We start from the raw sequence: 3,319 nt of genomic DNA, 5'->3' as shown, positions 1-3,319 counted from the left end.
AAAACCTGAACACCTCCTCATCCGCGACGATATTCCCGTTGTCCAAATTGACAGAGGCGGTCAAATTACTTATCACGGCCCAGGTCAATTGGTCGTCTATACGATGATCAATTTCAAACGCCGTAAAACCAGCGTCCGCCATATCGTTACCGCACTTGAAAACAGCATTATCGCCACCCTGGCAGAATACGGCATCGAAGCAGCCGCCGACCCCAAACGCCCCGGCGTTTATGTCGGCGAGCGTAAAATCGCTTCCCTGGGCCTGCGTATCAAAGACGGCTCCGTTTACCACGGCTTGGCGCTTAACGTGAACATGGATTTAAGTCCGTTTACCCATATCAACCCCTGCGGTTATGCCGGTATGGAAATGACCCAAATTGCCGACTACGTCTCTCCGGCACCCAGTTTGGCAGAAGTTGCAGACAAACTGACCAAGTATTTACAAAAAGAGCTGGCATAAGGCCGTCTGAAAAAATCCAGTCACACTGCCATCTTTTAACCGCCCTCTGAACCCACAAGCCCTTAGGCCATAAAGGCCGCAATAAGCTTTTCAGACGGCCTTTATAACGACAGAAAGAACACATCACCATGAGTGAAGAAGTAAAAAACGACCCCAAACGCGGCATCAAACTGAAAGGCGCAGACAAAACTGCACGCATTCCGATTAAAGTAGTTCCATTGGAACAAAAACTGAAAAAGCCCGAATGGATCCGCGCCAAACTACCGGGCAAAAAATTCTTTGAAATCAAAAACATTCTTCGCGAACAAAAAATGCATACCGTGTGCGAAGAAGCATCTTGTCCCAATATCAGCGAATGCTTTACCAAGGGTACAGCCACATTCATGATCATGGGCGATATTTGTACCCGCCGCTGCCCGTTCTGCGACGTTGGCCATGGCCGCCCGAATATGCTGGATCCTGACGAGCCTAAGCACTTGGCCGAATCCGTCAAAGCCATGAACTTGCGCTATGTCGTCATTACATCTGTCGACCGCGATGACTTGCGCGATGGCGGCGCACAACACTTCGCCGACTGCATCAAAGCCATCCGAGAAACCAGCCCGAATACCAAAATCGAAATCCTCGTTCCCGACTTCCGCGGCCGCCTGGACATCGCATTGAAAATCTTGGCAGAAACACCGCCTGACGTGATGAACCACAACTTGGAAACCCATCCGCGCCTGTATAAAAAAGCCCGTCCGGGTGCCAACTACCAGCACTCCCTCGACCTCCTGCGCCGCTACAAAGAAATGATGCCCCATATCCCGACCAAGTCCGGCATCATGGTCGGCCTGGGCGAAACAGACGAGGACGTGCGCGAAATCATGCGCGATATGCGTGCCAACAATATCGAGATGATTACCATCGGCCAATATCTGCAACCTTCAGACGGCCACCTGCCCGTCCTACGCTATGTAACGCCTGACCAATTCAAAGTTTTTGAAAAAGAAGCATACGAATTGGGCTTTACCAATGCCGCCATCGGTGCAATGGTCCGCTCCAGCTACCACGCAGACGAACAAGCAGCCGAAGCTTTGCGTGAAACCCACGGCGGTTGCAGCCACCACTAAAGTTTAAATCATATAAGGCCGTCTGAAAAATCAGTAGACTGTTTTTTCAGACGGCCTTTATTTGGTCATAACTTACTATACAAAATTTTTTAGATTTTCAAAGTATAAACCTTAGTTGGGCTCTATTGAGCCAATCTTAAGTAATACAAAAAAGCGGCACAACAGGATAAACACTGTTTGCCGCTTTTTAATTTATTTCTTTATTTTACTTCTTCAACAATTTTGCCGCTTCAATCGCGTAGTAAGTCAAAATACCATCGGCGCCAGCACGTTTGAATGCCAATAAGCTTTCCAAAATGGTTTTCTCGCCATCCAGCCAACCGTTTTGAATAGCAGCCTGAAGCATGGCATATTCGCCGGAAACTTGGTAAGCGTAAGTCGGTACGCCGAACTCGTCTTTAACTCGGCGGACGACATCCAGATACGGTAGACCCGGTTTTACCATGACCATGTCTGCACCCTCTTGAATATCCAATGCTACTTCGTGCAAGGCTTCGTTAGTGTTTGCAGGATCCATTTGATAGGTTTTCTTGTCTGCCTTACCCAAATTGCCGGAGCTGCCGACCGCATCGCGGAACGGGCCATAGAACGCTGAAGCATATTTTGCCGAATACGCCATAATACGCGTATGGATATGTCCGGCATCTTCTAAGGCTTCGCGGATGGCAAGAATACGTCCGTCCATCATGTCTGATGGGGCAACGACTTGTGCGCCTGCATCGGCATGACACAAAGCCTGTTTTACCAAAACTTCAATGGTTTCATCATTGAGGACATAGCCATTTTCATCGGTCAAACCATCTTGGCCGTGAATGGTGTAGGGATCCAAGGCAACATCGGTCATGATACCCAGCTCTGGGAATTTCTCGCGCAGGGTTCGCACTACTGTCGGTACCAAGCCTTCAGGGTTATAAGCTTCCTCCGCAAACTCAGTTTTGTTTTGCGTTACCACGGGAAACAAAGCCAGCATAGGAATACCGAGATTCAGCGCTTCTTCAGCGGTAAACAACAATTTATCCAAACTTTGGCGTTTGACGCCGGGCATGGATGGGACTGCCTCTTCCTGATTCTGGCCTTCCAATACAAAAACCGGATAGATTAAATCATCTGCCGTCAAAGTATGCTCGCGCATCAGACGGCGTGAAAAATCGTCTTTACGCATACGGCGCATACGGGTGTTTGAGACATAACGCGGAGGGAAATTCATAACAATTGCCTTTCAATAATGAAGTCTTAAAATCAGTCTTCGACTTGACGTATGGCTTTGACCGAACGTTTGATTTCGCTGAGCGTACCGGTTTTATAACTATTACGTTCCTGCTCGGTCATACCGTTTTGATCCAATTTGGCGATATTTTTCAATGCCTCGGCATACTGGCCGTCTGAAAGTTTTTCCTGTTTTATATGCCAACGGTTGTTCACTTCGGAAGCCGTCCACAAGCCTACTTTGTTGTAGTAGAACAAAATACTTGCCGCCAGCGTTTTCATATCGCTGTCGGGTTTGGCACTGCCGATACTGCGGCCGATACGGTTGTTACGTTGATCGACTGCCTGGTCGGCAAGGTAACGGCTGAAGTAGTCGTCTTTACCTTCTCGCAACTCCATATCCGTCAGGCGCGCATTGCCTGCTTTTTCGGCAATAATGCTGTCGAATTTGGAAGCAATCGCCGCCTGCCATAATGCTTGGCGTACAGCATTGACCTGTGTTCCCCTACTGTCGCCGTTTGCTTTGTCGTCCAAACCTGTA

4 protein-coding genes are annotated in these 3,319 nt (G+C 48.6%); 2 read left to right on the top strand and 2 right to left on the bottom strand.

Annotated elements, in window-relative coordinates; translation table 11 throughout:
• Positions 1-460, top strand: a 460-nt coding sequence (lipB, locus tag Q1M25_RS09145) for a lipoyl(octanoyl) transferase LipB (RefSeq protein WP_300483982.1), incomplete at its 5' end; no start/stop codon positions are given.
• Positions 461-588: 128 nt separating this feature from the next.
• Positions 589-1,572, top strand: coding sequence for a lipoyl synthase (gene lipA / locus Q1M25_RS09140; protein WP_049349829.1), 984 nt, complete (start codon positions 589-591; stop codon positions 1,570-1,572).
• Between the two features lie 205 nt (positions 1,573-1,777).
• On the opposite strand, the gene hemB is transcribed toward lipA, so the two are convergent.
• Both hemB and Q1M25_RS09130 read right to left on the bottom strand, forming a co-directional pair.
• Positions 1,778-2,779, bottom strand: a complete 1,002-nt coding sequence (hemB, locus tag Q1M25_RS09135) for a porphobilinogen synthase (protein ID WP_036490741.1) — start codon at positions 2,777-2,779, stop codon at positions 1,778-1,780.
• 32 nt (positions 2,780-2,811) lie between these two features.
• Positions 2,812-3,319: hypothetical protein (locus Q1M25_RS09130; protein ID WP_300483981.1), on the bottom strand; the 508-nt coding region annotated here is incomplete at its 5' end.

Origin of the sequence: uncultured Neisseria sp., from assembly GCF_951230505.1 — a bacterium.
Classification (GTDB): Bacteria; Pseudomonadota; Gammaproteobacteria; order Burkholderiales; family Neisseriaceae; genus Neisseria.
The sequence above is the reverse complement of the archived record's forward strand: the minus strand, read 5'-3'. Positions and strand labels throughout refer to the sequence as shown.